The 22287-nt window shown below is 67.8% G+C and carries 27 protein-coding genes; 10 read left to right on the forward strand and 17 right to left on the reverse strand.

The window, feature by feature from the left end; translation table 11 throughout:
* The 3 genes from AB0K28_RS33545 to AB0K28_RS33555 all read right to left on the reverse strand — a co-directional run.
* On the reverse strand, positions 1 to 866 hold an 866-nt coding region (locus AB0K28_RS33545), incomplete at its 3' end, for an IS256 family transposase (protein ID WP_364377860.1).
* A 539-nt stretch (positions 867 to 1405) separates the two neighbouring features.
* A complete protein-coding gene (locus AB0K28_RS33550; RefSeq protein ID WP_364377862.1) occupies positions 1406 to 1819 on the reverse strand; it encodes a PIN domain-containing protein in 414 nt (137 codons plus the stop codon).
* On the reverse strand, positions 1816 to 2076 hold the full coding sequence (locus AB0K28_RS33555; protein WP_326631480.1) for a CopG family transcriptional regulator: 261 nt from the start codon (positions 2074 to 2076) through the stop codon (positions 1816 to 1818). The genes AB0K28_RS33550 and AB0K28_RS33555 overlap by 4 nt, the downstream gene beginning before the upstream one ends.
* Before the next feature lie 726 nt (positions 2077 to 2802).
* On the opposite strand from AB0K28_RS33555, the gene AB0K28_RS33560 reads away from it, so the two are divergent.
* Entirely contained in the window at positions 2803 to 3591 is a 789-nt protein-coding gene (locus tag AB0K28_RS33560) for a class I SAM-dependent methyltransferase (protein ID WP_364377865.1), read from the forward strand.
* 214 nt (positions 3592 to 3805) lie between these two features.
* On the opposite strand, the gene AB0K28_RS33565 is transcribed toward AB0K28_RS33560, so the two are convergent.
* From AB0K28_RS33565 to AB0K28_RS33575, 3 genes are all read right to left on the reverse strand, one after another.
* Entirely contained in the window at positions 3806 to 4312 is a 507-nt protein-coding gene (locus AB0K28_RS33565) for a GNAT family N-acetyltransferase (RefSeq protein WP_364377867.1), read from the reverse strand.
* Between the two features lie 267 nt (positions 4313 to 4579).
* Positions 4580 to 5383 (reverse strand): SDR family NAD(P)-dependent oxidoreductase, encoded by an 804-nt coding sequence (locus AB0K28_RS33570; protein WP_364377869.1) that lies wholly within the window; start codon positions 5381 to 5383, stop codon positions 4580 to 4582.
* Between the two features lie 521 nt (positions 5384 to 5904).
* Entirely contained in the window at positions 5905 to 6390 is a 486-nt protein-coding gene (locus AB0K28_RS33575) for a DUF5946 family protein (protein WP_345395074.1), read from the reverse strand.
* Positions 6391 to 6982: 592 nt separating this feature from the next.
* Here AB0K28_RS33575 and AB0K28_RS33580 point away from each other — a divergent pair.
* From AB0K28_RS33580 to AB0K28_RS33595, 4 genes are all read left to right on the forward strand, one after another.
* Positions 6983 to 8746, forward strand: a complete 1764-nt coding sequence (locus AB0K28_RS33580) for an ABC transporter ATP-binding protein (protein ID WP_364378248.1) — start codon at positions 6983 to 6985, stop codon at positions 8744 to 8746.
* Positions 8739 to 9680 (forward strand): hypothetical protein, encoded by a 942-nt coding sequence (locus tag AB0K28_RS33585; protein WP_364377872.1) that lies wholly within the window; start codon positions 8739 to 8741, stop codon positions 9678 to 9680. The genes AB0K28_RS33580 and AB0K28_RS33585 overlap by 8 nt, the downstream gene beginning before the upstream one ends.
* Positions 9681 to 9767: 87 nt before the next feature.
* Positions 9768 to 10517, forward strand: a complete 750-nt coding sequence (locus AB0K28_RS33590; RefSeq protein WP_364377874.1) for an ATP-binding cassette domain-containing protein — start codon at positions 9768 to 9770, stop codon at positions 10515 to 10517.
* A gap of 100 nt (positions 10518 to 10617) precedes the next feature.
* Entirely contained in the window at positions 10618 to 10995 is a 378-nt protein-coding gene (locus AB0K28_RS33595; protein ID WP_364377876.1) for a VOC family protein, read from the forward strand.
* A gap of 20 nt (positions 10996 to 11015) precedes the next feature.
* Here the strand turns inward: AB0K28_RS33595 and AB0K28_RS33600 are convergent, their stop codons facing one another.
* Positions 11016 to 11954 carry an AraC family transcriptional regulator gene (locus AB0K28_RS33600; protein ID WP_364377878.1) on the reverse strand — a complete coding sequence of 313 codons (939 nt, stop codon included), beginning with the start codon at positions 11952 to 11954 and terminating at the stop codon, positions 11016 to 11018.
* 90 nt (positions 11955 to 12044) lie between these two features.
* On the opposite strand from AB0K28_RS33600, the gene AB0K28_RS33605 reads away from it, so the two are divergent.
* Together AB0K28_RS33605 and AB0K28_RS33610 are read left to right on the forward strand one after the other, a co-directional pair.
* Positions 12045 to 13664 carry a zinc-binding dehydrogenase gene (locus AB0K28_RS33605; RefSeq protein WP_364377880.1) on the forward strand — a complete coding sequence of 540 codons (1620 nt, stop codon included), beginning with the start codon at positions 12045 to 12047 and terminating at the stop codon, positions 13662 to 13664.
* A 121-nt stretch (positions 13665 to 13785) separates the two neighbouring features.
* Positions 13786 to 14094 carry a hypothetical protein gene (locus AB0K28_RS33610; protein ID WP_364377882.1) on the forward strand — a complete coding sequence of 103 codons (309 nt, stop codon included), beginning with the start codon at positions 13786 to 13788 and terminating at the stop codon, positions 14092 to 14094.
* Here the strand turns inward: AB0K28_RS33610 and AB0K28_RS33615 are convergent.
* Positions 14076 to 14354 (reverse strand): hypothetical protein, encoded by a 279-nt coding sequence (locus AB0K28_RS33615; RefSeq protein WP_364377884.1) that lies wholly within the window; start codon positions 14352 to 14354, stop codon positions 14076 to 14078. The genes AB0K28_RS33610 and AB0K28_RS33615 overlap by 19 nt on opposite strands.
* 241 nt (positions 14355 to 14595) lie before the next feature.
* On the reverse strand, positions 14596 to 15354 hold the full coding sequence (locus AB0K28_RS33620; protein ID WP_364377886.1) for an NAD(P)H-binding protein: 759 nt from the start codon (positions 15352 to 15354) through the stop codon (positions 14596 to 14598).
* Between the two features lie 124 nt (positions 15355 to 15478).
* Between AB0K28_RS33620 and AB0K28_RS33625 the strand changes: the two genes are divergently transcribed.
* Positions 15479 to 15820, forward strand: a complete 342-nt coding sequence (locus AB0K28_RS33625; protein ID WP_364377888.1) for a DUF5713 family protein — start codon at positions 15479 to 15481, stop codon at positions 15818 to 15820.
* Positions 15821 to 15869: 49 nt separating this feature from the next.
* On the opposite strand, the gene AB0K28_RS33630 is transcribed toward AB0K28_RS33625, so the two are convergent.
* From AB0K28_RS33630 to AB0K28_RS33645, 4 genes are all read right to left on the reverse strand, one after another.
* Positions 15870 to 16391, reverse strand: a complete 522-nt coding sequence (locus AB0K28_RS33630) for a hypothetical protein (RefSeq protein WP_364377890.1) — start codon at positions 16389 to 16391, stop codon at positions 15870 to 15872.
* A gap of 45 nt (positions 16392 to 16436) precedes the next feature.
* Complete coding sequence (locus AB0K28_RS33635; RefSeq protein ID WP_364377892.1) at positions 16437 to 17102, reverse strand: HAD-IB family phosphatase; 666 nt, start codon at positions 17100 to 17102, stop codon at positions 16437 to 16439.
* Positions 17095 to 17706 (reverse strand): TetR/AcrR family transcriptional regulator, encoded by a 612-nt coding sequence (locus AB0K28_RS33640; RefSeq protein WP_345395107.1) that lies wholly within the window; start codon positions 17704 to 17706, stop codon positions 17095 to 17097. Before AB0K28_RS33640 ends, AB0K28_RS33635 begins: the two co-directional genes overlap by 8 nt.
* Before the next feature lie 199 nt (positions 17707 to 17905).
* Entirely contained in the window at positions 17906 to 18433 is a 528-nt protein-coding gene (locus AB0K28_RS33645) for a hypothetical protein (RefSeq protein ID WP_364377894.1), read from the reverse strand.
* A 135-nt stretch (positions 18434 to 18568) separates the two neighbouring features.
* Here AB0K28_RS33645 and AB0K28_RS33650 point away from each other — a divergent pair, with 135 nt between their 5' ends.
* Complete coding sequence (locus AB0K28_RS33650; RefSeq protein WP_345395113.1) at positions 18569 to 19003, forward strand: GNAT family N-acetyltransferase; 435 nt, start codon at positions 18569 to 18571, stop codon at positions 19001 to 19003.
* 6 nt (positions 19004 to 19009) lie between these two features.
* On the opposite strand, the gene AB0K28_RS33655 is transcribed toward AB0K28_RS33650, so the two are convergent.
* Positions 19010 to 19819 carry an alpha/beta hydrolase gene (locus AB0K28_RS33655; protein WP_364377897.1) on the reverse strand — a complete coding sequence of 270 codons (810 nt, stop codon included), beginning with the start codon at positions 19817 to 19819 and terminating at the stop codon, positions 19010 to 19012.
* On the reverse strand, positions 19816 to 20253 hold the full coding sequence (locus AB0K28_RS33660) for a MarR family transcriptional regulator (RefSeq protein ID WP_364377899.1): 438 nt from the start codon (positions 20251 to 20253) through the stop codon (positions 19816 to 19818). The genes AB0K28_RS33655 and AB0K28_RS33660 overlap by 4 nt, the downstream gene beginning before the upstream one ends.
* Before the next feature lie 55 nt (positions 20254 to 20308).
* Between AB0K28_RS33660 and AB0K28_RS33665 the strand changes: the two genes are divergently transcribed.
* The gene (locus AB0K28_RS33665) at positions 20309 to 20932 is read left to right on the forward strand and encodes a DJ-1/PfpI family protein (protein ID WP_364377901.1); all 624 of its coding nucleotides are present in this window, start codon (positions 20309 to 20311) and stop codon (positions 20930 to 20932) included.
* On the opposite strand, the gene AB0K28_RS33670 is transcribed toward AB0K28_RS33665, so the two are convergent.
* On the reverse strand, positions 20876 to 21460 hold the full coding sequence (locus AB0K28_RS33670) for a hypothetical protein (RefSeq protein ID WP_364377903.1): 585 nt from the start codon (positions 21458 to 21460) through the stop codon (positions 20876 to 20878). The genes AB0K28_RS33665 and AB0K28_RS33670 overlap by 57 nt on opposite strands.
* Positions 21461 to 21755: 295 nt before the next feature.
* The gene (locus tag AB0K28_RS33675; protein WP_364377905.1) at positions 21756 to 22256 is read right to left on the reverse strand and encodes an FBP domain-containing protein; all 501 of its coding nucleotides are present in this window, start codon (positions 22254 to 22256) and stop codon (positions 21756 to 21758) included.
* Between the last annotated feature and the right edge of the window lie 31 nt (positions 22257 to 22287).

Raw genomic sequence — 22287 nt, forward strand, 5'->3', positions numbered from 1 at the left:
GCAAGGAAAGCTGATCGCGGACCTCGCTCCGTATGCCCATACCAAGTCAACGAGTTCAAGATCGAAAAGCAACACCTTGTTTCTTTACGGCTCCAATGGGTGCGGCAGCGCTGCCAGGCCGTGCCTGGCAGGGCGGCGCCGATCGCCTCGACCAGGCCGCGGTGGGCGTCGGAGACGACCAGCTGCACCCCGGACAGCCCGCGCGCCACGAGGCCGCGCAGGAAGGCCAGCCAGCCGGCGCCGTCCTCGGCGCTGGTGACGTCCAGGCCGAGCACCTCGCGCTGGCCGTTGGCGTTGACACCGGTGGCGAGCAAGGCGTGCACGTTGATCGTGCGGCCGCCCTCGCGCACCTTTTGTGTCAGCGCGTCGATCCAAACGAAGGTGTACGGGCCGGCATCGAGCGCGCGGGTGCGGAAGGCTTCGACCTGCTCATCCAGCGCCTTGGCCATCTGGGACACCTGGCTTTTGGAGATGTGTTTGATGCCGAGCTGCTCGACCAGCTTGTCCACGCGCCGGGTGGAGACGCCGAGCAGGTAGCTGGTGGCGACCACACTGATCAGCGCCTGCTCGGCCCGGCGGCGTCGCTCCAGCAGCCAGTCCGGGTAGTAGGAGCCCTGCCGGAGCTTGGGAATGGCGAGGTCGATCGTCCCGGCGCGGGTGTCCCACTCCCGGCTGCGGTAGCCGTTGCGGGAGTTGGTCCGCTCGTCGCTGCGCTGGCCGTAGGCGGCCCCGCACAGGCTGTCGGCCTCGGCCGACATCAACGCTTCGGCCATGGTCTTCACCATGGATCGCAACATGTCAGGGTCATCGGTCTCGATCTGCTTCGCCAGCCACTGCGCGGGCGTCACACTGGGGTCTGCGGCCATCGTCTGGTTCCCTTCGATCTTGATCTAGCTACTCGAAGGATCACTCGATGGCCGTCTTCATTGCACGACGCCACGCCTGTGACCAGGCCGAACTCGTACACCACTCCCGTGGACGCAACCTGGGTGACTGCTGAAAGCCGCACACCTAAGGCCTCAGAGATCTCGATGGGACTGTGCACATCGCTCATGATCCGCAATGTTGCGCTGTGTTCGACTCTCACGGCGCACAGGCTAGGGCTCTGTGCTCAGGTCACGCCAGGTCGAAGGCTGGTCGTCGGGCCATTAGCGGGCCATTAAGAGGGGTGACGAGGGGACAATCACGGTCACTCAGGATCAACTTGCCGCCCAGCTCAGTGTCCCAGTGGGCCGTGATCGATGCAGTTCCCAAGCTGACAGCGCGGGTTCGATTCCTGTCACCCGCTCTCAGTATGAGAGCCCAGGTGAACCGGTGATCCGGTACCTGGGCTTCGTTGCTTCCTCGGGCTGTTGGTCTCTGCGCGCCATTACGCGGTTGGAGTCAGCGGGGTCCAGGGCATGGCTCAAACCTTGATGACAGTGAGGCGTGCACCGCACAGTGCGGCGAGGTCCTCGGGATCGGAAGTGAGAATCGTGACGGGGCCTGGGGCTGCGAGAGCGGTGGCGCCGAGCATGGCATCGATGGCGTGCTTATGCCCGTGCAGACCGGTGTTGGACAAGAGCATGGCGGCGTGGCGGGCGATTGCTTCGGTGACCGGTTCGATGACGAGGCGGGACAGCGTCCATTCCAGGGCTGGCCGGTTGACGCGGGGGTGGACCACCTCGACAAGAGTGGCGGCAGAGGTGATGACGCGGAGGTCGTCAGCACGGGCGAGAGTGAGCCATGCGGTGATCGTACGGTCGCGCTGGACGGCCTTGGCCAGTCCCTCGCTGTCGAGGACAAGGGTGCCGCCAGGAGCGGCGGGAGAACGGGTCACGCAGCCGCCCCACCATCGGCCTGTCCTCGTCGGGTCTGGTGGAGTTGGTCACGCAGTGCCTGGACCTCATCGTCGGTGATGGGGCCGTGCTCGGCCTCGGCGACCTGGATGAGTTCGTTGAGGTTGTCGCGCTCGATCTGGCGAGCGACGGCGGCGGCGACGTAGGCGGACAGGCCGGAAGGGCCACTCCGAGATCGGGCGGCCTCGGCGATGTCACGCGGCATGGTGATCGAATACTTGCCAGTAGGCTCGCTCATACCCTCTATCCTACCTCCCATCCTCCCGTAGTCGCTGAGGGAGTTGTGTATCGGCGAGAGCTGATCGGTTTCTTGCGTCCTTTGGTAGCGCCGCCAGCCGTGCCCGTCGCGTGCCCGTTCGGACAGCGATCAACGGAGAGTCGCGGGAACTCACGGTCACCCGACCGCCATTGGCCCAGGTGAGCGCTTCCCCTGGTCAGATGCTTTGATCTTGGAAGACTTCCCAAGCTGACAGCGCGGGTTCGATTCCCGTCACCCGCTCCATTCATACTGTGGCAGGAAGGCACCGGCGACCAACACGATTCCAAGCCAGCCCGCAAGTAGGGCGCTCATCAGCCTCGTATATATCCTCACCGGTGTAGTTCACCACCGACCACCCGGCGCGCGTGTTGCACGAGTAACACCAGGCGGCAGGCTGATCAACGGGCCATTAGAGGGCCATCAAGAGGGGTGACGAGGGGCCAACCACGGTCACTCAGGACCAGCCTTTTGGCCAGCTCAGTGCCCCAGCGAGCCGTGATCGATGCGGTTTCCAGGCTGACGGCGCGGGTTCGTTCCTGTCACCCGCTCTCACAGTGAAGGCCCAGGTGGGTCGGTGGACTCGGTACCTGGGCTTTGGTCTTCGATCGTTCGCGGGCATGAAACCGGCCACCGGCCCCTGGACCAGCCCGATTGCGGCTTAATGCAGGTGCATGAGCGTATCCGTTGTGGTTAGCCTTGGCGTACATGACTGAGCAGACGACAGACGAGACGGCCCCCGACCAGCTTGCCTCACATCGGAGCAGGCTGACGTTCCACGGGCCGTTGGGCGAGGAGCGGGCCGCGGGGTTCGTCGCGCGTCTGGCTGCGACGGAACCGAAGAGCGTGCTGGACATCGGCTGCGGCTGGGGCGAGTTGAGTCTCCGGCTGCTCGCCGCCGCGCCTGGCGCTACGGGCATCGGCATCGACCTGCTCGATCGCGATCTGGAACGTGGCCGGGCCCTCGCGGTCCGTCGCGGTCTGGCGGATCGGATGGAGTACCTGAAGGAGTCGGCCACCGGCACGCAGCGCGGTCCCGCCGACGTGGTGCTGTGCGTGGGCTCCGGGCAGGCGCTCAGCGACGCCCCGGCACCCGACCAGTACGGTGAGGCGCTGAAGGAGCTGCGCAGGCTGGTCAACCCCGGCGGCCGCGTGCTGTACGGCGAGGGGTTCTGGGAACGCCGGCCGCAGCCGGATGAGCTGGCCAGGATGTGGCCAGGCGCCAAGCCCGACGACCACCTTCCGCTGGACGGCATGGTCGAGGCGGCGGTGCAGGCCGGGTTCCGGGTGGAGTGGCTGGAAGTCGCCTCCCAGGAGGAGTGGGACCAGTTCGAGGCGGGCTATCTTGCCGATGTCGAGGTATGGCTGGCCGCCAACGCCGACCATCCCAAGGCCGCGAAGTTGCGCGCCGACGCCGACCGGCAGCGCGTCTCGTACCTGACCGGCTATCGCGGAATTCTCGGGCTTGTCTATCTGACGCTGGTCCCGGTGGAATGACGGGGACTCCCTGCCGGTTGTGTCATCCCACGATGCCGGCGACGGGCCGTGATCCAGTTATCTGTCCGCATTCTGCACGCCCAGAACCCTTCGTGACGGCAGAGTGATCAGCTTCCGCTCGCCGCTCCAGACCACCGCGCAGCTACAGCCTGACGATCGCAACTGCCCGGCCTCACATGCGCCTCCATCCGTGACGTAACACGGTTCTGCCTATTCACCGGACAGGATCAGCGCCTCGGATGCGGGCGTGCAGGTGCATGTCGTGTCTGCCGTCATCGTGGACCGCGGCGCTCCGCTTGGTGCCTTCCAAGAGATAGCCGCACCTCGTGGCGACTTTGCAGGAGGCTGCGTTGCGCGTCGAGTGGTCCAACTCCAGGCGCTGGAAGCCGATCTCGGCAAGGGCCCAATCGGTGAGCGCTGTCAGGGCGCGAGCGGCGACGCCGGCGCCGCGAGCGGCAGGGAGCACCCAATAGGCGACCTCGGCGGTGCCGTCGTCGAAATCCAGGCCGCGTAGTGCGATCCGGCCGAGCACCTCGCCGCCGTCGCGGGTGATCGCCCAGTGGCCGCCCTTCTCTCGTTTCCAGTCCTGGTGATAGGTGTCGAACCACTCCAGGATCTGGGCCTCGTTCGAGGGACGACGCGTGTGCCAGCGCCTGATTTCGTCGTCCTGGTACGCGGCCAGGAACGCCGGTGTGTCGGCCCGTTCCCAAGGACGGAGCAACAGGACTCCGGGGGCGGTTAGCACGGGTTGGCGGGAGCCAGCTAGGGAGCCGGAGAGAATGACGGGCGGTGTCGACAGGTCGCGAGTCACGCGCAATGATCGCGCAAGAGTGGCCACTCGATCAACGATGGCGAATGCGCCGCCTACCGTCACCCTTGGCCGGCGGAGCGAGCAGAGCGCGGGTTCGATCCCGCCACCCGCTCCATACGCAAAAGCCCAGGTCATCCGGGATACTCGGGTGACCTGGGCTGCGGCGTCGATCGGTCGTCAAATCTGCTTGAGGAACCCGCTGTCGACGGCGAAATCCGCGCCGGTCGTGCTGGCTGAGCGAGGTGAGGCGAGCAAGGCGACCACGTCGGCGATCTCCTGGGGCTCGGCCAGACGGCCCGTCGTCAGCTTCATCATCTCGGGTGCCACCTTGTTGATGACGCTGTCGCGGTCGGTTCCCGCTTGGGCGGCGATGATGTCGGCCGCGCCACCGCTTTTCGTCCACCAGGCCGTACGCACCGGGCCCGGGGAGACGGTGTTCACCCGGATGCCCTGGGGCGCGAATTCCTCCGACAGCGCCTTGGTCAGGTTGTTGAGGCCCGCCTTGGCGGCGTTGTAATCGACGTTCATGGGCGCGGGCGAGTGGGCGTTGGCCGAGGAAATGTTGACGATCGACCCTTCGCCGCGGGCGAGCATCGGCGTGATGGCCGCCCGAACGGTGCGTACGACCGAAAACAGGTTGAACTCGAACATCGCCCGCCAGTCCTCATCAGTGGCGGCCAGGAACCCGAAGCGCGGCAGAGTCACGCCGGGCGGTGGGCCGCCGGCGTTGTTCACCAGGATGTCCAGCCCACCGAACTCCGTCACGGCCTTTTCGACGATCTGGGCGGGGGCCTCAGGGTCCATCAGGTCGGTCGGAACATGCAGCAGGTCGCCACTGAGCGCCTCCAACTCGGGGGTGCTCGTCCGCGAAGCGGCCACGACACGAACCCCTTCGTCGAGGAGGGTACGGGTGACGGCCAGGCCGATGCCCTTGGAAGCACCGGTGATAACTGCAACCCGGCCGGAAAGCTGGAGATCCATGTCTTATTCCCTCGTCCTGATTTCCACTCGAAAGACGGATGACGTTTTCGCTGAGTACGTTACGAGCGATTTCGTGATGAGGGCTGGCGTGAATCAGACTAGCAATTTCAGCTGATATCGGACGTCGCATTCCACGCGACCTCGAATAGCGGCAGAGGGGCCAGTGCACGTGATCGACACCTCGGGCAACTCATCGCCGAGGCGCGTCGGGCTACGGTGTTCGATCGGAACATCGCCGAGTAGCTCTCGTATGGAGCAAGGTGCGGCCGTGATGCGCAGCAGCAGGGGCTCTGGCCCTGCGCCCGTCCGCCGGTCCGGGCGTGTGGCCCGAGGGGCCGCCCCCGGCCGTCGGCAGGACACCGGCCGGGCGCCGCACGCTCGCCCTTCGTCAGCGCACACACCGGGGTTGATGCAGATGCAGTTTCCCGGTCGCCACTGCTGGGCTGATGTCGTACATGGCCGACCGGACAGCTTGCGCGCCGGAGTGTTCAGCGGGTGTCGGCCTTCGAGCTTCGAGGGCGTCAGCTCCGAACGGATTTCCAGGACTCCACTGTCGCTTCGGCGATGGCTTTGATGCGATCCCCGTACGCGGAATGCCCGTCGAACACGAAGCTGTCGTCCTTGACCGGCAGGCCGCTGAACGAAGCCGAGAAGCCGGGAGGTTCGCCCTTCGGGAGCGGTGCGTATGCCGTCAACGGTGCCGTGTCGTAGCTCGGCCGTGCCCGGTGGTTGTTGCGTGACACCCGATGGGCCGCCAGGCGGAGCAGCGCGTCAAGGCCCTGATCCACGTAGAACTGCAACTGGCGATACTGGTCGTCGAGGTATTTCTCGTGGGCTCTGGAAGGATGCTGCAGGAGATATGTCACGACCACGCACGCGTGCCACCTGAACATCTGCGGATCCGACTGCTCCTCGGCCAGAATCCCGTGGTAATAGTCCACGCACATGCCCAGTGGGCCGGCCGTCGCACCGCAGTCGCACCTGTCCGTCATGGAGATATCTGCCATGCCCGCAACATAGGTGGCCGGACCCGACCTTGGCGACGTCTTATCGGCGCCGGCTGATGCCCTACCCGGTTGTGGTCCTGCGGCCATGAGGTCTCTGCATCGAGCGAGGGTCAGCCGTGCTCGACCTTCGTGGGGCGACAGGGCGACAGGGCGACAGGGCGACAGGGCGGCAAACGCAGAGACGCCCTCCCAATCGCGATCTCATTCGCCCCAGGCCACTCCACGCACGAAGAACGGAGTATTGGATTGCTGATGGGCACCACGGCTCCCTAGTTCGGCTCCTTCGCTTCCGAGGGAGGCGCTTCAGTCCCCGGATGATCGCGACGTGTCGCGCGGCGCGCCGCCGTACTCCCTGCCATCCAGACACCAGGCCCCATCTTCCTCGCCGTAAGGCTGCAGGACCCCTGATCGCCCGCTCCGAGCTTCACCCCATCGCATGGAATCGGGTGTAGTACGCGGTCGGCTACGTTGCGTGAGCTTTTATCGGATAGGCGGATGCTGTTCGGACATGGTGGAATGCGATCTACAAGAACGGCGGGGGTGACTGCCCACGCTGTTCCGATCTGGCTGACAGCATGATGAGGTCCGCTTGGTGTCGCAGCTGTTGGGCTACGCTCTCCGCCACAGCAGGGCGACGCCGCTCCTGCTGCTCGCCGTAATCGTGCATGTCGCAGCCGGTCTGGGGCTCACCCTGCTCATCGGTGAATTGGTCGGCGCGGCTGCCACGGTTGGAGACGGGCCGTCCGGACACTTCCTCGTTCTGTGCGGGGCACTCATCGCCGTCTTCGCCCTTGAGCGGGCTCTGCCGCTGGTCACAGAGCTCACCACCCGGCGGATCGTCTATGACCTGGAACCCCTCACGCACGAACGCATCGTCGATGCCCTTCTCCGTCCCGTACTGATCACTCATCTCGAAACAGCCGCATTTCGCGACACCGTCGAACGTGCGCGCGGGGTGGGGAGTTTCGGGGTCCGAACGGGGATCGAGGCGCTTGGGCCGTTGTTGGCCGCGCGGCTCACCGCGGGTGGGGCGACGGTTCTTGTCGGTTTCGTCTTCTCCTGGTGGGCCGCCCTCGCCGTCCTCACCGCCACGTGGCTGGCGGAGTGGCATTCGGCCAGGTTGCTGATCGCCGAATCCGATCAGTGGGCCGACCAGACAGAGGAACAACGACGTGCCGCCTACATCCTCGAAGCCGGAATGGACCAGGCCGCCAAGGAGATACGGATATTCGGTCTCGCCGGCTGGTTCTCCGGTAAGTATCACGACGTCTGGAGCACCTCCCTGCTCCCGCTGCTGCGCGAGCGGCGGCGCACTGCGCTGCTCACGTTCGGCGTTCACGGGCTGCATCTGCTGTGTCTCTTGGGAACCGTGGCGGTGATCGGCATCACGACGGCGGAGGGCGGTCTGACCGTGGCGGAGGTCACCATCGCCATTACGGCTCTCCTGCAGCTGAGCGGTTCGACCAATGCTCATCACGCATCGCGACTGATCAGGGGAGTAGAGGCTTATAAGGCCATGCAGGCTCTCCGGACGGAGGCCGGTCCCACTGCCGCTGACATCCCCGTCGGTGACGAGTTGCCCGCCGTCGAGTTTCATGACGTGTGGTTCCGGTATCCGGGCGCGGAAGAGGATGCGCTGAAGGGGCTGGACCTGCGAATCAGGCCCGGTGAACGACTTGCGCTGGTCGGCGTGAACGGGGCCGGCAAGTCGACACTGGTCAAGCTCATAGCGGGAATCCTGCGGCCCACCGCTGGAAAGGTCATCGTCAATGGCGTGGATCTGGCGGCCATGAGCGACGTAGAGCTCGCCGGTTGGCAGCGGAGGCTGGCTCCCATTCCCCAGGATTTCCTCCGCCTGCCCGGTACGGCGATCGACAACGTGATTCTCGCCTCGCCGCACGATGAGCAGCTCGTCGCCGAGACGGCTGCGCAAAGCGGCGCTGACCGGACCGTCGCCCGCCTTTCTCACGGGTGGAACACGACGTTGCACAAGTCCTTCGACGAGGGCGTCGACCTGTCGGGCGGGGAATGGCAGCGGATGGCACTGGCACGCGCTCTTTACGCCCTGCGATCAGGGGCGTCCTTCCTGATCCTGGACGAGCCGGCCGCTGCCCTGGACGTGCGGGCGGAGGCGGATCTGGTGGAGCGCTATCTCCAGCTGACGTCCTCGGCGACGTCCCTTGTCATCTCGCATCGTTTCTCGGTGGTACGGCCGGCGGATCGCATCTGCGTTCTCCAGGACGGCAGCATCATCGAGGCCGGCACGCACGAGGACCTCATGGCCTTGGGCGGCCGATACAGCGTCATGTTCAACCAGCAGGCGGACCGCTATGGGCAGGGGGCCGCGGATGCGTGAAGTGCTCGGCTCCGTGTCGGCGCTGATCCGGCTCACCCTGCGCGCTGTGCCGTTGCTGGCGACGATCGAGTTCGTGTCGGTCATCGGCATGGCCGTCGCGGCTCCGCTGCCGGCGTACGGGCTCGGCCTCACCGCCGGCGGTCTGACCACCGGCGGCGATTGGCGGACTGGACTGATCTGGCTGGGCGGTGGCCTCGCCGGCACCCTCGTCGCCCGCATCGCCTCCAGCGCGGTCCAGGCCACCATGGAAGACCGGCTCGAAGGGCACCTCGACCGCGAACTCCTCGATCTCACCAGCGGCATTCCCGGCATCGCCCACCATGAACGGCCCGACATCGCCGATCGGCTGGCCCACATCCGCGAGGAGTCCAGGGAGTTGAAGTACGGCGCCACGGTGCTGGGCTCCTCCTTCGCCGTTCTCGCCGGATCAGCGACGATCACGGTGTTGTTGGTGACGATCCATCCGGTCCTGATCGCCTTGGTGATCGTGGCCGGCGTGCGGATCTGGACAGCCGGCCGTACCGGCCGGGACCTGCAACGGATCCAACGCGCGACCGTCGCACCCCATCGCAAGATCCGGTTACTGACCGACCTGGCGGCATCCCCCCGGCATGGTCTGGAGATCCGTGCCTACGGGTTGCGCGCCCGGCTCCTGGACGAGTTCGAGCGCCTGCACCGAGACCGGGATGTCCCCCGATGGGCGGCTTTCCGCCGTGCCATCTGGCGAGACCTCGTGATGACGATGCTCTTCACCATCGGCTATGGCTGCGCCATCGCCTTCGTCCTGTGGCAGACGCGCATGGGTGCCCTGCACGCGGGCGACGTGGCCATGGTGGTGCTGCTGATCCCGCAACTCGACCGGACCGCCTCCGGGCTTGCGACGTCGACGCGCCAGATGGCGCGCATGCTGGACACCGTCGCCGGCTTGCGATGACTGCGTCGTTACGCCGAGGAGCACTCATGGTCGTCGGGACGGACGCCGGCACCTACCCGTCTGCGTGACGGCATCAGGCTCCGCAGCGTGAGTTTCGGCTATCCAGGATCGTCCGGACAGGCTGTCAGCGACCTGAACCTGTTCCTGCCGGCGGGAAGCACGGTTGCGATCATCGGCGACAACGGCGCCGGGAAATCGACCCTCGCCAAACTGCTTCTGCGTCTGTACGACCCCACCCACGGCGTCGTCGAGATCGACGGAATCGATCTGCACGAGCTCGACCCGCGATCCTGGCATGAGCGAACTTCGGCGGGCTTTCAGGACTTCGTGAAGTACGAGTTCACGGCCCAGGAGACCATCGGGATCGGTGATCTCGCCCGGATGAACGACCCCGAATCCCTCCGGGCAGCGGCACGCCGAGGAGGCGCCACCGACGTTCTGGCGGAACTCCCGGCAGGTTCGGCCACGCAGCTCGGACGCCGTTTCGCCGGCGGCGTCGATCTGTCGGGCGGCCAGTGGCAACGGCTCGCCCTCGCACGCGCGTTCATGCGGCCGCGGCCCCTCCTCCTCGTACTGGACGAGCCGACGGCTGCTCTGGACCCGGAGGCGGAGCACGCTCTCTTCGAACGCTTCGCCGCCGCCTCATCGCGCACGACCCGCCACAACGGCGGGATCACCGTCCTGGTTTCCCATCGCTTCTCCACCGTGCGAATGGCTGATCTGATCGTGGTGATGGAAGCCGGTCGCGTCATCGAAGTCGGCACCCACGACGAACTCCTCGCTTCTGGCGGCCTGTACCGCGAACTTTTCAATTTGCAGGCCAGGGCATACATGTAAGGGAATCTCCGTGATGCTCGAAAACAGGACGCCAGCGTCAGGATGCAGGTTCGGGCTCAGGGGCAGAGGTGGTCGCTCATTGACCAGGCTGGGAGGTGGCGTGATCGACAGGCCACGGATGGTGTTGGCGGCGACGGTGCTCGGTGCGCCTGATGCTCGCGCGTTGGCGGCCTTTTATCAGCGGTTGCTCGGCTGGGACGTACGAGAAGAGGAATCTGATTGGGTGGTTCTTCGTGCGCCTGATGAAAGGGCGGGGTTGTCGTTCCAGACCGAGGCGGCTCATGTGCGGCCGACGTGGCCGGCCGGGCCCGGGGATCAGCAGATGATGATGCACCTGGACATCGAGGTGGACGATCTGGAGACCGCAGGAGCCCATGCCGTCGAGGCGGGGGCGACGCTTGCGGGCTACCAGCCCCAGGACGATGTGCGGGTCTATCTCGATCCCGCGGGGCATCCGTTCTGCTTGTTCACGCGGTAGAACGGGCGCAGCCGATCACCTCAAGGACGGGGTGCTGGGCAGCCGTGTCGGCGGTATCTGCCGGGGGCCATGGCGTACTGGCGTTTGAAGGCGTTGGCGAAGGCGAACTCCGAGCCGTAGCCGATCGCGCCGGCGATCTCGCTCAGCGCGGCGTCGGAGTCGCGCAGCATGCGCGCGGCCGTGCCCAGCCGCCACCAGGTCAGGTACGCCAGCGGTGGCTGCCCGACGTATTGGGTGAATCGGCGGGAGAACGCCGCGCGGGACAGCCCCGCGCGGCGGCCGAGCGACTCGACCGTCCACGGGTGGGCGGGGTCGCGGTGGATGGCGTCGAGCGCGGCGCTGATGGCCGGGTCGGCCAGCGCGGCGGTCCAGCCGCCGGCCTCGCAGTGCTCCATCGAGACGTCGAACCAGGCGCGCAGGATGTACAGCAGGAGCATGTCGAGCAGCGCCGACACCACAAGGTCGGCGCCCGGTCGCGGGCCGCCGATCTCTTTCCCGAGCAGCTCGACGGCGGCGCGCAGCTCGGTGTCGTGCCCCAGCTCGGCAGGCAGGTGGATCATCGCGGGCAGCTCTCTGAGCAGCGGATGCGCCTGGCTGGAGTCGAGCCGGTAGCCGCCGCAGAGCGTCACGGTGACGGGCCTGGCGCCCTCCAGGGAGGCCGAGGCGAACAGTTCGGCGGGGGTGTCGGGGTCGCAGTACGGCTCCGCGATGGGACTGGTGGGGGAGTCGGCGAGCGCGTAGCCGTGTCCGTGCGGGAAGAACAGCACGTCGCCCGTTCCGACCGCGATCGGCTCACCTTCCGGCGGGATCGCCCAGCACGAGCCCTGCAGCACCACGTGGAAACCCGCCGAGCCGGGTGCGGAAGGAAACCGCTGCCCCCAGCGCGCCGGCCACTCGACCCGCGCCGAGCGCGGCACGCCCGCGCGCATGGAGGCGACCACGTCGCTGAGCACATCCATGCAACGGAGTCTAAGGGGGAAGACGATCGCGTATGAATCGCGCACGAACAAGCATTGGGCGGCTCTCCTAACGCTTCTATGGTGGACGCCATGAGGAAAGTCCTGGTCAGCGGGGCGACCGGCACCATCGGCCGCTCGCTGGTGAAGCAAGTCGAGGACGCGGGCGCCGACGTCCGTACGATCACGAGGGAGCTGACCGACCCGGTCGCGCTGGAGGCGGCTCTCGACGGTGTCGACGCGATGTTCTTACTGTGGCCGTTCGCCACGGCCGAGGGCGCCCGCGAGCTGCTGGAGCTGGTCGGGGCGCGGCGGGTGGTCTATCTGTCCTCCGCCGCCGCGCGTCCGTCCGAGATCGGGATCGAGCGGCTGATCGCCGAGAACGCCCGGGAATGGACGGTCTTGCGGCCGCACGCGTTCGCGGCCAACACCCTGCGGTGGGCCGAGCAGGTCCGCGCGGGCGTCGTGCGGCAGCCGTACGGCGATGCGACCTTCTCCCCCATCCACGAGCGGGACGTCGCAGCCGTCGCCGTGCGTGCGCTGCTCGGCGAAGGGCACCACGGAGCGGTCTACACGCTGACCGGACCCCGGCCGATGACCCAGCGGGAACAGGCACGGGCGATCGGCGCGGCGATCGGCCGGCCGGTCCGCTGGGAGGAGGAGCCCCCGGAGGAGGCCAGGACGCGGCTGGTCGGGCTGGGGTGGCCCGAGCAGGCCGTGGACGAAATGCTGCGCGCTCTGGCCGAGCCAGGCCCGGCCACCGGGACCGTGGAGGAGGTCACCGGAGCGCCCGCGAGCACGTTCGAGACGTGGGCGAGCGAGCACGCCGCCGACTTCCTCGGCAGCATGCGGGCCGCCCGCATCCACGAGTACGGCGACGCGTCGGTGATCTCGCTGGACGAGGTGCCGGTGCCGAAGCCAGGGCCGGGCGAGGTGCTCATCAGGGTGGCCGCGACGTCGTTCAACCCGTCGGAGGTCGGGCTGCGGATGGGGCTGCTGCGGGAGGTGTTCGGCGGCACGCTGCCGCATACGCTCGGCTGGGACGTCGCGGGCACCGTGGTCACCGGGGCGGGTGACTTCGCTCCCGGCGATCGGGTGATCGGGCTCATCGACGGGGCGGCGGCCGGTTACGCGGTCGCGAAGGCGAGCCTGCTGACCAGGGCGCCGGAACGGATCCCGCTGGCGGACGCGGCCGCCGTGCCGGTGGCCGGGCTCACCGCCTGGCAGGCGGTCTTCGAGCACGCCCGCATCGGCCGTGGCAGCCGGGTGCTGATCAACGGGGCCGGCGGGGGCGTGGGGATGTTCGCCGTTCAGCTGGCCAAGCATGCGGGCGCGTACGTGGTGGCGACCGCGAGCCCGCGCAGCGCGGCGGCCGTACGGGGGCTGGGCGCCGACGAGATCGTGGACTACACCGCCGCTCCCTTGCCGGGCGGCAACGACGTGCTGATCAACCTGGTTCCCGACGTCCCCGCGTCGGTGACGCGGTTGGCCAGGGCATTCGTCTCCATCACTCAGCCGATCGCGCATCCGCACGCCGTCCAGTTCGTCGCCCGCAACGACGTGGGTCAGCTGTCGGAGCTCGTGGCGCTGATCGACTCGGGCGCTGTTCGCGTCGAAGCGGACGTTCGCCCGCTGGAAGCCCTGGCTGACCTGCACCGGGACGCCGAGCGCGGCCGGGTGCGCGGGAAGGTCGTCGTGACGATCGATGCTTGATCAGGACCGGCGGACGCCCTCACCCAGGCGGAGTTCTTCCGAACCTCGGCCTCCGGTGAGAACGGGATCTAGGAGAGGTAGGCCCAGCATGCCGAACGCGATATCGCCCAGATTTCCGGGGGTGTTCAAGGACTTCCGGCGCGCTCCAGGAATGTGCGTGTGGCCTTTGAGCTTCTCGACGGTGGTCGCCTTCCTCAACGGCTGTGACTTCGCGTTAGGGGGCCGCACGCTCGACGGCTTCCGCGAATGGCTTGTCGGTCGTATCGGGCGCGAGAGCGGTTACGCATGGCCAGAACTCGTCCTGTGGTTCATCGAGCCTGTCGGTTTCAAGCCGTACAGCGAGGTTCCTGCCGAGTTGGAGCCGGTCGCCATCGAGACGCTCTTCCGCCTGCTCGAGGAGTTCATCGATTCTCAGCCTGGCTCGTCCTGACCTGTCCGCTCGTTCCCATCCGGTCGGGAGGAATGCAGGCGTCCGAAGTAGCCCAAGCCTACGAAAGTGACGCTGAGGAAAACGGCGATGCCGAGGCAGAGGAGCAAGGCATCGAGTGCCAGGGCGTGTTCGGCGCCGAGCGCGTCACCGATCAGCGAGAAGAAGACCATCAGCGCGCCGGTGGAAGAGCCTGCGATCACGCCGAGGCGTACAGGATGAGCTGCGGCGAACCGGGCGATCCCTTTCGTTGGGCGTTCCACGGCTCATTCGGGCTGGCGTCGCGGTCGGGGACTACGCCGAGGGCCGGCGTCGCGCGGAGGCGGTGCCCATTGCTTCTCGTGTCGGATGGCGAGTCGGACCGCCCAGTAGATGAGGAAGAACAATGCCACTGCAGGAATGATCCACAGCACTATCAGAAACAGACCTTCGAACATTCCCATGCCCATAGCCGTCGCCATCCGATCGCCGACATAAGGAAGATAAGGATGCCCGATCCGGTGATCAGCGTCCACCTATGGTCTGGGCGCGAGAAAGGATCGTTTCTGCGGGCCTTCCGAGTACGCGTTCCAGGTCGGGGGTCTGGCGTTCCAGGGCGCCCGTGCGCACCTGGGCGGAGATCCAGCTCATGGGGCCGGAGTCGGGCGCCTCGCGGTAGGTGACGTTCAGGGCCTCGGCGACCTCGGGATAGCTCCACAGGGGCCCGGTGAAGTCGTACGCGTGGCCGTCGTGCCCCTCGCCCGTCAGTACGTTCGCCGCCGCCTCGGCCAGGTCCGACCTGAAGGCCGTGTTCAGGCCGCGGCCTGCGGTGTTGCTGGTGATCTCGCCATTGGAGACCCGCGGGACGAACGCGTCGCTGTAGAAGGGATGACGCAGCAGCGTGTACGGCAGGCCGCTGTCGAGGATGGCCTGTTCGGTGGCGTGATAGGCCTCGGTCAGGCCGGTGGCTACGGTGTCGGCCCCCAGGAAGCTGGTGAAGACGATCGCGCCGACGCCGGCCTCCTTGGCGGCGGTCACGGCATTCAGGTGCTGCCTGATCCTGCGGGCGGTGTCCAGCTCGGGGGAGGAGATCAGAAGGAGACGGTCGGCTCCCTGGAAGGCCTCGCGCAGGCTCGCGGGGTCGTCGTAGTCGCCGCGCCGCACGGGGACGCCTTCAGGAGCTCGCCCGGGATCGCGCACCACGGCCACCACCTCGGCCCGGGCGCGTACTGCCTGGATGACGAGACGGCCGAGCGCACCGGAAGCGGCTGAAATCGCGATCACAGAAGTGCTCCTCCTCAGGACGATCGCACCAGTGAACTCCCGCCCGGTGACGCTGCGCCACTCATTTGTCGGTGGCATGGTGCAACATCGGCACCCTGGACCAGGGCGAGGACAGGAGATCAGGGTGCCCCCCACCGACCCGCGGACAGCCGGCCACGCCTTTCTCAAGGGCATGTACGAGGACGGCTATTACCCCGACCACGTCGTCGACAAGGGCAGACAGATCCTGCTGCGGCTGTGCGAGCGCATCGAGGACGAGCGGCCGGCGGACCTGGCGGCGCTGTACGTCCTCACCCACGCGGCGACGGAGGAGTTCAACGAACTGGAGGCCGAGTTCGACGCCGCCGGCAGCGAGATCGAGACCGTGGCCCGCGAAGTGATCGCCGAGGACTTCTGGTTCGTGGCGTCGGCCTACGGGTTCGCGGACGCGGACGCGGAGGAGCTGATCGCGACCCGCGAGTGGTGACGTATCAGCCGGGGGTCTTCGGGATGATCCGCGCTATGTGAACGCGGGCTCATGAATCTCGTTGGGAGTCAAGCCAGTATCGGAAGGATGAGCTCGTTGATTTGAGCACGGTGGGGGCGCGTGGCGGTTCGGGCCAGACCTGCAGGAAATAGTGGTCGCCTACCTCCATCGCGACTTCTTCGTCCATGCCTCTCATGTGGTAGCGCACACGATATGTGTGAGGGCCGGCGGGTAAGGGAGGAAGAGGATGCGTGTTCGCGCCTCCCCATTCCAGCAGGGAAAGCCGACCGGTCGGGGACTCATAGCTGATCTCGACGATGTCTTCGTATCCGTCGAATTCGGTGCCCGGATCTCGGTCGGCGACGGCCACCGTGAAGTCCACCGGGCCCCACTGCGGTCCCACAGCGAGTAAGGCAATGCCTTTCTCCACGCGGATGACTCCCACAGGGGGATTCGGCGTGTCCTCGAAAGAGCCGGCGACGTATCCCTCGTCCGCGAGATAGACCTGGCTGTAATCCACCTCCACGACCAGCTGCTTGACGTGGATGACAGGGATCTCGTCCGTGGTCATGGGCTGGAAGCATAGACTCCGCCCCCGACGATCACCGTGGACGGCCTAATCGAGTGGCAGTACGGCGGGGTCCGCGCCCAGGGCCGCCCGGACTCGTTGCCGCGTACGGGGTGAGGGGCCCACGAGGACGGGGTGCTTCGCGGCGCGGAGGAGGGGCAGGTCAACGGCGCTGTCGCTGTACGCGTACTCGATCGGCGGGACGACACCCGCTTGTTCCAGACGGCGGACCTTGTCGGCGCCGAGGCAGCCTTCCGCGACCCGGTGCGCGCGCCGGGAGTGTTCGAGGCGGGCGGCGATCACCTCGACCCCGGCCAGGCCGAGTGCCCTGCACACGGCGCCGGCCAGCGGGTCTGCGCAGCCCGTGACGATGATGACGCGGTCGCCGGCGCGCTGGTGGGAGCGGAGGCGGTCGAGGGTGATGGCGATGCGGCGCGGCTCGGCGGCGTGCGCGAGCGCGAACTCCTCCGCCAGCGCTTCGAAACGATGAGGCGGTACGCCGATCGTGGCCAGCCAGAGGAACCCGGCCACTGCTCGGCGGCGCGTCCGCGAGATCAGGAACAGCGGGACCAGGATGATCGCCGACAGCAAGGAGATGACCGCGCGGATCGGCCGGCGCAGGAGGAGAAGCCGGAGGAAGCGGGCGAAGGAGTCCCCTCGTACGAGGGTGCCGTCGAGGTCGAAGACGGCCACCCGCTGGTACGGATCAGGCATCGCCGGCACCTCCGACGGCGGGCAGGTCGAAGGCCCGGAGAAGGACCTCCAGGACGGCATCGGGGGTCGCGGCGCCGGTCGCCGTGGGCAGGGCGTTCCAGATCCACAGCTGGGCGAAGCCGTGCAGCGCGCTCCACAGGGCGCCCGCCAACCGGCGGCTGTCCGTACGGTGCTGCCAGCCGGTGGCCTGGTGGGCTCGTACCAGCTCCACCAGAGTGTCGAAGACCTCCAGACTGACGCGCGCCAGCTCCGGTTCCCGCGGGTCGACCAGGTCGTGGCGGAACATCAGCGCGAACATCCCGGGCTCGTCGAAGGCGAACGCCACGTAGGTACGGCAGGCGGCCTGCAGCCGTTGCCCGCTGTCGTACGCGGGAGGCAGCCCGGCGAGGACGCCCCGGCCTCTTGCGGCGAGATCGCGGAACCCTTGAGCGGCGACGGCCGACAGCAGGGCTTCCCTTCCGGCGAAGTGGCGGAGCGGAGCGCCATGTGAGACCCCGGCGCTGCGGGCGATCGCGCGCAGGGTGACGTTCTCGGGGCCGCTCTCGGTGACCATGGCGGTCGCGCACGACACCAGACGGTCTTTCAGGCCCGCTTCTGCTTTCATGTAGACAGTGTCTACAGCCGAATGGCCGTCGGTGTCCATGTGATTTGCTCAGTGGTGGGCATGACGGATGGCGGCCGAGACGTCGGCCGGCGGTCCGCGGCCGGCGACCATGGCTCTCCCTCGTACCAGTCCTCTTCAGCACATGGGTGGCGAGTCCCAATGGAGATGTAGATGTCAGTGCCCACGGTCGCGACCTCGTTCAGCCAGGCAAGCCGCTCGTCAGGCTTTGGCGTGCGTACTGCTGATCGGGCTCTCCGAAGTCCATGCCGTTCTCATCAAGAGCGTTGTAGATGGTCACTCGGCCCTGCGGAAAAACGAATCCGACAGCCACCGTCCCGTACGCCAGGTCTTCCCCCATCCACGTCAGCAGCTCCACGGCCTGCAGGCTCTGCCCCTGCAGCCGCGCCAATTCAGCCGGTACGCCTTCTCGCCAGGCCAGCCGAAATCCCTGGCCGGCCCAATCCAGCGGCTGAGCCGGGTCGACCACGTTCCACGTAAGGGAGATGTCATGGAACTTGTGGTGGACGATCTCGACCTGCTCTCCCTCGAAATCCAGAAGGATCAGGCCATCGGAGAACCAGCTGTCCTCGTCGAGATCCCACACCAGGAGAGCGCGCGTCAGCTTCCGGCCTTCCAGCATGGCCAGTCTCGCGCCATGCGCGGCGGCCACGGCCGGGCCGCCGCTCAGCCATGTGGGGCGGTATCCACTGATGACGAAGTCGAACATCTGGCGATTATGCATCGTCAGGCTTGATGCCTCCCCGCGGCAGCACAGCTCCGGCAGGCGCCGCAGTGGGGCGATAGCATCGCGTTTGTGGGGGATTGGGCGCTTCGGCCTGCTGTGATGGGCGATGTTGCGGCTGTGGCTGAGTTGCGGGCCTTGGTGCTCAGGGAGGACCTTGAGCGGCTCGGGCGGTACGACGAGTGTCGGGTGCGGCAGCGGCTGCGGGATGGGTTCGTGCCGGCGCACACGTGGGTGATCGAGGTGGGTGGTGACTTCGCCGGGTGTGTGGCGCTGCGGGTGGCGGACGATTGCTACTGGCTGGAGCACTTCTATCTGGCGCCGGAGTTGCAGGGCAGGGGCATCGGCACTGCTGTGCTGCGCAGGCTGCTGGAGCGGTGTGATCGGGAAGGGGCCGTGGTCCGGCTGAACGTGCTGCAGGGCAGTTCGGCGCGGCGGTTGTACGACCGGCACGGGTTCACGCGAGAGGCCGAGGATGAGGTGGACGTCTTCATGGTGCGCCACCCCGACCTCATGGAGCGCCAACCCGACCTCATGGAGCGTCACCCCAACTGAGACAGGTCAAAGGAGGAAGGCTCGGGCGTGGTCGGCCACGAGCGGGGCTGTCTTTCCTTCCGGGCCGAAGTGGTTGAGGCCGGGCAGGATTTCGAGGGTGGCGTCGCTCAGGGTGTCGCGAAGGGCGGCGTACTCGGACCGGCCGGGGGTGCGGCTGCCGCATAAGAGCAGGACCGCGGCCTTCACGGCCGCGAAGCCGGCGAGCTTGCCCTGCTGGGCGGCGATCTGCTCGTGTTCGGCCACGTTGGCCGCCAGGAGGGGACGCATCCGCTGCCAGCTCGGCCCGCGGAAGCCGATGCGCAGCGCGAAGCGCAGATACCAGTACGGCAGCTTCGCCATCAAGGCCGGCGCGCCCGCCGACCCGCGGATGAAGTGCACGAACGCGCCGTAAGGATCGTCCGCGGCCAGCCGTTCCCGGTAAGGGGACATCCAGGCGGTCGGGACGGGGGCGACGGGCACTCCGGGCTCGTACGCCACGATGCGCTCGAAAACCGGAGATGTCCGGGCGGTCTCCAGGATGACGAGGCCGCCGTAGCTGTGGCCGAACGCCAGCCGGGCGCCGGTCTCCGCCTGGACGGCGAGCAGGTCGTCCACTTCACGTGCCAAGGCGTACCCGGGTCCTAAAGGGCCGCTGGCGCCGCGGCCTCGCCGCTCCACCAGGTGCACGGTGAAGGAGCGGGACAGGTCGGTGGCCAGCGGCAGGTAGTCATCCGAGGCGCGCAGGCTGCCGCCGAGCACGATGAGGCCGGGGCCGGCGCCGGACGTCCGGTAGCAGATCGGGGTGCCATCGGCGGAGGAGACGGTGCTCTGGCTCATAGGGTTCGCTCCTGTTCTGCGCGGTCGAGGGTGGCGAGCAGTTGCGCGGTGTGCCGGGCGTACTCGGCGTACGGCACCCCGCTGTGGGCGACGAGGGCGGTCATCCGTTCCTCGAAGCCCTGCTGGACCGACGCCACGAGCTGCCGTCCCTTGTCCGTGAGGCTCAGGTGGCGGCGGTGGCCGCCGCCCGGGTCGGGCCGGACGTCGAGCAGCCCGTCGGCGGCGAGGACGGACGTCATGCGGCTCACCGACGGCTCGGTCACCCCGAGGGCGTCGGCCAGGGCACGTTGCGTCGAGGCGCCGAGCTCCCCCACGAGGGTCAGGGCCAGGAAGCGGTTGTAGGAGATGTCGTGCTCGGCCCGCAGGAGCCGGTCGGCCGCGCGGTCCAGGCGGGCGGTGAGGACGTGCAGGGTGAAGCTGAGATTCCTGTTCACAACTTAACATGCTAACTTAGAAAAGCAAGCATTCGCCTCTGCCGAGGGAGTCGCCGTGCGCATCGCCATTCCGTTGTTCGATCGGTTCACGGCGCTCGACGCCGTCGGCCCGTACGAGGTGCTGAAGTTCCTGCCGGACGCCGAGATCGTCTTCGTGGCCGAGCAGGCCGGGCCCGTCCGCGACGTCCCCAAGTGGCTGGCCCTCACCGCCGACGCCGCCTTCGACGACATCGACGCCTGCGACGTGCTGCTGGTCCCGGGAGGGCCAGGGGCCAGGGCGCTGCTGGACGATCGCCCGCTGCTCGACTGGATCCGGCGGATGCACGAGACGAGCGCATGGACGACGTCGGTGTGCACCGGGTCCCTGCTGCTGGGTGCGGCGGGGCTGCTCAAGGGGCTGTCGGCGACCACGCACTGGGGCGCCGTGGACGTGCTGGAGTCGTTCGGCGCGACCTACACGCCGGAGCGGGTGGTCTTCCAGAGCGAGGTCGTGACCGCGGCGGGGGTGTCGTCGGGCATCGACATGGCGCTCGCGCTCGTGGCGCGGCTCAAGGACCGGACGACGGCGGAGGCGATCCAGCTCGCCATCGAGTACGACCCCCAGCCGCCCTTCGACGCCGGCTCACCCGCCAAGGCCCCTCAGGCCGCCAAAGACCTGCTCAAGAGGAAGTTCGCCTAGAGCGGCCGGCACCGGGACGCCGTTGGCGGTCAGCGCCCTGCGCAGGAGGGCGGCGTCGCAGCCGTGGGCCGCCAGGTGGCCGAGGATGGGCTCGTACCGGTCGGGGCGGTCGCGGGCGAGCTCGGTCGCCAGCCGCAGCTCAAGGCGCACCACGGGCACCCGATGGGCGCCGCAGGTGACCTGGACGCAGTGCTGCCAGGGGCCGCGGCCGATGCACTCCATGCCGTCGGAGTCGGTCTCCCGCTCGACCGTGCTGATCTCCACGACCACCCCGTTCACCTCGTGCCGGGTGAAGTATTGGGCGGTCTCGGGGAGCCAGGCGGCGGGATAGAGGCAGGGGAAGGGGGAGAGGGCGGCGGCGAAGGTGTCGACGTCGGCGCGCCGGGCCACCAGGACGTCGATGTCGCCGGCGGGCAAGTGCACGCCTTGGAGGAGGGCGGCGCTCGTGCCGCCGACGCGGTAGGGCGGGACGGTGGGCAGTGCGGTGAGGATCGTCTCCATGGTGGAGGTCACGTCCGTGAGTCGCATGGCGGGCACGCTACCGAGGCACACCCCCTCACCGTCAGCGGGAAAATGGGGGGATGCGCGCGTGGATGGTGCTCATCGGGCCGGCCGCTGCCGGGAAGAGCACGCTGGGAGAGGCGGTGGCCGCCGCCACCGGGCGGTGGTTCGTGGACGTCGACGCGCTCGGCGCCGGCTACTACGCCGAGGTGGGCTGGAGCATGGACCGGCTGCGCGAGCGCATCCGCGCCGTGGGCAGGGTCGCGGCCGAGCGAGGGGGAGTCGCCCGCCGAGAGCGCCGGCCGGCTGCTGGACGAGGTGATCAGGCCGTCACCTTGTCCAGGAACGCCTCCAGGTTGACCCGCACGCGGGCGATCTTGTCCTCCACGGTCAGCGACTCGTCCATGAGCGCGCCGTCGCCGGGCGCCTTCTTCCTGCCCCTGGTGTAGAGGGAGCAGGCGAGGTCGGCGCAGACGTACTGGCCGACGGTGTTGCCCTGGCGGCCGGCCTCGCCGGTGCGGCGGGCGGTCATCAGCGCGACGCCGCCGTTGGTGTGCGTGGTGAGGCAGAGCGAGCACATGCTGCGGGAGGTGAACGCGCGCGCCGCGCCGGACGTCACGCGCAGCGCGACGCCGGTGAGCGCGCCGCCGTGGTCGGCGACGAGGTACGCCCGCTCGGGGGCGCCCGGGTCGCGCCAGCCGAGGAAGTCGAGGTCGTCCCACGGGAAGTCCGCGAGATCCTTGGGGGTGCTGAGCCGCTTGGCCTCACCCTTGGAGCAGTTGATGAAAGATGTACGGATGTCGTGATCTGTGATGGGACGCATGGGCGGCGACGCTAGTCCTTCTTAAAGGTCG

It is taken from the genome of Nonomuraea sp. NPDC049504 (assembly GCF_040676845.1).
In the GTDB taxonomy this organism is placed as follows: Bacteria; Actinomycetota; Actinomycetes; order Streptosporangiales; family Streptosporangiaceae; genus Nonomuraea; species Nonomuraea salmonea.

Bases quoted from the DNA above. Each gene is read 5' to 3' on its own strand.
- AB0K28_RS33605 (WP_364377880.1), top strand. From the start codon at position 12,045: ATGAGGAAAGTCCTGGTCAGCGGGGCGACCGGCACCATCGGCCGCTCG.
- AB0K28_RS33555 (WP_326631480.1), bottom strand. From the start codon at position 2,076: ATGAGCGAGCCTACTGGCAAGTATTCGATCACCATGCCGCGTGACATC.
- AB0K28_RS33575 (WP_345395074.1), bottom strand. From the start codon at position 6,390: ATGGCAGATATCTCCATGACGGACAGGTGCGACTGCGGTGCGACGGCC.
- AB0K28_RS33645 (WP_364377894.1), bottom strand. From the start codon at position 18,433: ATGTTCGACTTCGTCATCAGTGGATACCGCCCCACATGGCTGAGCGGC.
- AB0K28_RS33600 (WP_364377878.1), bottom strand. From the start codon at position 11,954: ATGGATGTGCTCAGCGACGTGGTCGCCTCCATGCGCGCGGGCGTGCCG.
- AB0K28_RS33585 (WP_364377872.1), top strand. From the start codon at position 8,739: ATGCGTGAAGTGCTCGGCTCCGTGTCGGCGCTGATCCGGCTCACCCTG.
- AB0K28_RS33570 (WP_364377869.1), bottom strand. From the start codon at position 5,383: ATGGATCTCCAGCTTTCCGGCCGGGTTGCAGTTATCACCGGTGCTTCC.
- AB0K28_RS33655 (WP_364377897.1), bottom strand. From the start codon at position 19,819: ATGAGCCAGAGCACCGTCTCCTCCGCCGATGGCACCCCGATCTGCTAC.
- AB0K28_RS33675 (WP_364377905.1), bottom strand. From the start codon at position 22,256: ATGCGTCCCATCACAGATCACGACATCCGTACATCTTTCATCAACTGC.
- AB0K28_RS33635 (WP_364377892.1), bottom strand. From the start codon at position 17,102: ATGCCTGATCCGTACCAGCGGGTGGCCGTCTTCGACCTCGACGGCACC.
- AB0K28_RS33560 (WP_364377865.1), top strand. From the start codon at position 2,803: ATGACTGAGCAGACGACAGACGAGACGGCCCCCGACCAGCTTGCCTCA.
- AB0K28_RS33640 (WP_345395107.1), bottom strand. From the start codon at position 17,706: ATGAAAGCAGAAGCGGGCCTGAAAGACCGTCTGGTGTCGTGCGCGACC.
- AB0K28_RS33630 (WP_364377890.1), bottom strand. From the start codon at position 16,391: ATGACCACGGACGAGATCCCTGTCATCCACGTCAAGCAGCTGGTCGTG.
- AB0K28_RS33670 (WP_364377903.1), bottom strand. From the start codon at position 21,460: ATGCGACTCACGGACGTGACCTCCACCATGGAGACGATCCTCACCGCA.